The sequence below is a fragment of the Protofrankia sp. Cr1 genome (assembly GCF_963555865.1).
Classification (GTDB): Bacteria; Actinomycetota; Actinomycetes; order Frankiales; family Frankiaceae; genus Protofrankia.
Window position 1 is genome coordinate 1 of record NZ_CAUVXO010000362.1, and the last position, 5,312, is coordinate 5,312.

General features: G+C 71.2%; 4 protein-coding genes. All 4 read left to right on the top strand.

The window, feature by feature from the left end; all coding sequences use genetic code 11:
* The coding region (locus U9980_RS21335; RefSeq protein WP_322769547.1) for a lantibiotic dehydratase at positions 1–2,274 on the top strand (2,274 nt) is incomplete at its 5' end.
* Positions 2,271–3,509, top strand: coding sequence for a lanthionine synthetase C family protein (locus U9980_RS21340; RefSeq protein ID WP_322769548.1), 1,239 nt, complete (start codon positions 2,271–2,273; stop codon positions 3,507–3,509). The genes U9980_RS21335 and U9980_RS21340, both read left to right, overlap by 4 nt.
* A 12-nt stretch (positions 3,510–3,521) precedes the next feature.
* Entirely contained in the window at positions 3,522–4,367 is an 846-nt protein-coding gene (locus tag U9980_RS21345; RefSeq protein ID WP_322769549.1) for a thiopeptide-type bacteriocin biosynthesis protein, read from the top strand.
* On the top strand, positions 4,364–5,312 hold a 949-nt coding region (locus U9980_RS21350), incomplete at its 3' end, for a hypothetical protein (protein ID WP_322769550.1). The genes U9980_RS21345 and U9980_RS21350, both read left to right, overlap by 4 nt.

The window sequence follows — 5,312 nt, forward strand, 5'->3', positions numbered from 1 at the left end:
CGCCTGAGCAAGATCGTCGATGGTCTGCGGAGCCATGACAACGCGCCGTGTTGGGCCGTCGCACGCAGCCACCGCGAGCGCCTCGGCGACGACATGGCTGATGTCCACCCCACGGCGGAGCAGACGCTGCGGGTCGATCTGCGGATGGACTGGGCGCTGGCCGTGCCCCGCCCGGTCGCGGCCGAGGCCGCGACGGCGGCAGGCGTGCTGGTGCGCCTGGCGCGCCGCTCGACGCTCAGCTCCGGCTGGGACGCCTGGCATGGGCGTTTCCTCGAACGGTACGGGCCGTGCGCCCTGGTTCCTGTTCTCGACGCGGTCGCCCCTGAAATCGGACTGGGCTATCCCGCCGGCTACGCCGGAAGTCCCGCACCCGCGGGCGTCACGCTCACCGATCGGGACGCGAAGCTGCTGGCCTTGGCGCAGAACGCCGCGCTGCGCCGTGAACGGGAGATCGTCCTCGACGAGACCATGATCAGCGACCTTACGGTCGTCGACAAGGACGCCCGCATTCAGCCCACCACGGAACTCACCGTACGCGTCCACGCCGCAAGCATCCGTTCGCTCGACGAGGGCGCGTTCACGCTCGCGGTCGTCGGGGTGTCGCGCAGAGCCGGCACCACGACCGGGCGGTTCCTGGACCTCTTCGACGCGCAGGACCGTGCGCGGATGTCGGCGCTGTACGCGGGCCTTCCCACCACGAACCGCGACGCGCTGAGCGTGCAGATCTCCGCGCCCGCTCGCTACACGAACACCGACACGGTGGGACGCGCCCCCCAGGTCATGGCGCACCTGCTCTCACTCGGCGAATACCACGACGCTGGCGACGAGGGCAAGGGCACGCTGACGCTGGACGACATCGCGGTGACGGCCGATGTGCACCGGATCTACCTGCTCTCGCTCTCCCGCCGCCAGCTGGTGGAACCGGTGGCGCTCAACGCGGTGGAGCCGGTTCGACGCGCGCATCCGCTGGCGCGTTTCCTCGCCGAGGCGCCGACCGCGCTGAGCGTTCCCTGTGCCCCCTTCGACTGGGGGGCCGCAGCCCGATTGCCGTTCCTGCCGGCGCTGCGGCATGGACGAACAGTCCTCTCACCGGCGCGCTGGCTGCTGGGGGCCGCGGAACTGCCCGGCTCCGCGGCCGGCTGGACGGAGTGGGACCGTGCCCTGGCCAGCTGGCGGGAGCAGGTCAATCTCCCGTCAGCGGTCTACCTCGGCGACGGTGACCAGCGCATCGGACTGGACCTGTCCGAACCGGCCCACCGGGCACTGCTGCGCTCCCACCTCGACCGCTCCGGCGCCGCGCTGCTGCGCGCCGCCCCCGACGCCGACGCGGCCGGCTGGGTCGGCGGGCATGCCCACGAGATCGTCGTCCCCCTGGCAGCCGCTACCGCTCAGGCAGCGACACCGGGATGGTTAAGCCAGGCACAGGTCGTCGGCCGCGATCACGGGCATCTCCCGGGCTGCGGCTCACGGTTCTCGGTCAAGCTCTACGCCAGCCTCGGCTGCCAGGACGACATCCTCACCCACCATCTGCCGCACCTCGTCAACGAGCTGAATGGACAGGTGACGGGCGAGGCACGGTGGTGGTTCCTGCGCTACCACGACCCCGACGAACATCTGCGCCTGCGGCTCGCTGTCACTGCCGACGGTGTGGGGCCGACGGCCGACCGGGTCGGCGCCTGGACCCAGCGGCTTCGCCGCGCTGGCTTGATTTCCCGCGCGCAGTGGGACACCTACTTCCCCGAGACCTCACGCTTCGGAGGTACCGCCGCGATGGACGCCGCAGAGGCGTACTTCGCCGCCGACTCAGCGGCAGCGCTCGCCCAGCTGGCCGCCTCCGGGGAGAAGGACGGGCCCGACCGGCGAGCGCTGACCGCCGCCAGCATGCTCGACATAGTGATCAGCCTGATCGCTGACACCGCCGAGGCGACGAGCTGGCTCATCGGCCACACCCGGACGGAGCCGTCCGCCCCGGCCCGCGCGCTGTACAAGCAGACCCTCGCCCTGGCGAACCCGGCCGACCAGCGTGCCCTGGCCGCACAGCCCGGAGGCGAACACGTCGTCTCCTGTTGGGAGCACCGGCGCGAGGCACTCGCCGCCTACCGACGCGTCCTTCAGGAGACCCGCGCGGAGGCCCCCACCGTCTTGCTGCCTGATCTGCTGCATCTCCACCACGTCCGTATGGCCGGAGTCAGCCTGGCCGGTGAGCGCGCCTGCCTGCACCTGGCTCGCGCCGCCGCGCTGAGCTGGACCGCGCGAACGAGGAACCCATCATGACCAGGTCCGATCCGGGCCCGCTCGCCGCCGCGGACGCCGTCGCCGAAGCCCTGGCCGACCCGAACACCGCATGGGCCGCCGAGCGACCGGCCGGGGGGAGGGCGTGGCCGCAGTCGCTCGCCGGCGGTGCGGCGGGCGTCGCCCTGCTACACATCGAACGTGCTCGCTCCGGACGCGGCGACTGGAACACCGCGCACGTCTGGCTGTCCGCCGCCGCGTCCGGCGAACTGACCGCGGCGGCCAACGCGGGCCTGTTCCTGGGCGCTCCGGCCGTGGCCTTCGCCCTGCACACGGCAGCCGGACCATCGCGCCGGTACCACCGTGCCCTCAGCGGCCTGGATCAGGCCGTCGTCGCGATGACGCGCACCCGACTTGTCGCGGCCCACGCGCGCATCGAGCAGGGCCGGCGGCCCGCGATGAAGGAGTTCGACCTGATCCGGGGCCTGTCCGGACTGGGCGTTTACCACCTGCGGCGCCACCCCGATCACCCGGTCACCGGCGAGCTGCTGTCGTACCTGGTACGACTGACCGAACCGCTGATCGGGAGAGACGACCTCCCACCCTGGTGGACGGGCTCGGCACCCAACGGCGAGCCCAGCCCCGAGTTCCCGCAGGGACACGGCAACGTCGGCCTCGCGCACGGCATCGCGGCCGTCCTGGCCCTGCTCTCCCTGGCCCGCCTCCGCGGCCTGCCCGTTCACGGCGCCGACGAAGCGATCACACGGATCTGTGCATGGACCGACCGCTGGCGCCAGCACGGCGACGCCAGTCCCTGGTGGCCCGGATTCGTCACCCTCCGCCAGGTGCGCGAGGGCAGGGTCGAGGCGGCCTTGCGGCCTCGACCTTCCTGGTGTTACGGGGTCAGCGGCACCGCCCGCGCCCAGCAGCTCGCCAGCATGGCCCTCGGAGACACCGCACGCCAGCAGGCTGCCGAGAACGCGCTGCTCGCAGCGATACGGGATCAGGCGCAACTCGACCGGCTCGCCGAGATCGGGCTGTGTCACGGCACAGCCGGGCTGCTCCAGTCCGCCTGGCGCATGGCGGCCGACTCCCAGAATCCCCAGATCGCCGCCGAACTCCCCGGCCTGTCAACCAGGTTGATCGCACAGATGGGCCGGTCCGTGCTCGACCCCGAGCTTCTCGACGGCGCCGCCGGCGCCGCCCTCGCCCTGCACACCGCCGGCACCGGCGCCGCCCCGGCGTCGGGCTGGGACGCCTTCCTCCTGCTGGCCTGACCCGGAGCCGACATGGACACCTGCCACTGGCACCAGGTCAACGTCACCTTCCCCGACTGGGCGAACGCGGAGGGCACCGCCGTGGACCACCTCGCCCCCTTACTGGACACCGCCGAGACCGACGGGCTCATCACATCCTGGTTCTTCGTGCGTAAAGCGCCGTGCTGGCGCATCCGCTACCTGACCCGTCAGACGACAGGAGAGGCCCAGGCGTACGTCCATGCCCGTCTCGCCGACCTCCGGGAGACGCGCCGCATCGGGGACGCCACGTTCACCATCTACGAACCAGAAGTCCATGCCTTCGGCGGCGCCGAAGGCATGGACGCTACCCACCGGCTCTTCCACCTCGACAGCCGACACCTGCTCGCCTATCTGAACGGCACCAGCCACACGCCGGGCAACCGCCGCCGCCGTGAGTTGTCGGTCCTGCTGTGCTCGCGCCTGCTACGCGCGGCTGGGCTCGACTGGTACGAGGAAGGCGACGTGTGGGCGCGGGTCGCCGGCCACCGGCAACCACCCGAGCGAATCCCCGACGACAGGCTTCGCACCCTGCAAGACGGCCTGCGGCACCTGATGAGCATCGACGCCGGCAGCCTAACCAGAGACAACCTGCCGCCGGCCTTCGCCGACTGGACCAGCGCCTTCGCCGCTGCCGGCAGCGAACTGGCCGCCCTGTCCACCGACGGCCTGCTGCGCCGCGGCCTACGCGCCGTCCTCGCCCACCACATCATCTTCGCCTGGAACCGGCACGGCCTTCCCCACACAACGCAGGCCGTCCTCGCGCACACCGCCAAGACCGTGGTGTTCGGGCACGACCCCACCGCCGATCACCAGCTGCAAGAACGGGAACCGATATGACGAACGTCGGAACAGACCCGACGGACAAGAACCTGCTCTCATGGTTCCCGCTGGTCCAGCGCCCCCGCCCACCCGGCCTCCCCCTCGAAGACCGAGTCAGACAGCTGAAAGAACTGGCCGCACGAACAGCGGACGGTCTCCATCTCGTCCGGGCCGCCGAAGTCTGTAACAAGGCGGCGCTGATCGCCTCCGACTGCGGACAGCCAGAACTCGCCCAAGACCTGTGCTGGCGCCAGCACAAGGTGTTCGACCAAGCGCGGCCACTGCCCGCCTCGGCTGCCAAACTCGCCCTCCAGCCGGTGCTCAACCTGCCGCGCCAACTGATACGCGACGGTGACGGCAACCGTGCCTACGCAATCCTCCAAACCCTGCACGAGGCCGCGCGCACGCAGACCAGCGCACTGATCGACGGACGGTCCGTCAGTCTCCAAAACGTCACCTGCGCCCCCGACGACCATCGGACCATGTGCACCCTGACCTGGGCGGCGCTCCTGGCGGACGGAGTCCGGGCGCTGGCACGGGCCGGGCGCTGGCACGAAGCCGCCGAACGAGCCGCGGCCCACCGCGGAGTCGGCCGCCGGCTGCTAGACGGCCGACAGGCGACCGTCCTGGCACTTGCCCAGGACGGGCACACCGAGCAGGCCGCAGCGCTGGTCGACCAGAGCACCATCCCCGAGCCCTGGGAACAGGTGGTCCAAACAATCCTGCGGGTCTACTGCCTACGGCTGGCCGGCACCGACGCCGACCCACACATCTCCCCACTCCTCACCACCGCGCTCACCCTGGTGCGGCAGCCCGACCCGTCCACCACGGTCTTCCGTGCCCGAGCAGGCATGATCGCGCTCCGCCTCGCCGACGGCCACGATCCGCAACTCGACTCACTGCGCAAGGCGCTGATCGCAAGTGCACTCAATGACGCATACACGGCCCGCGACACGCTCGCGC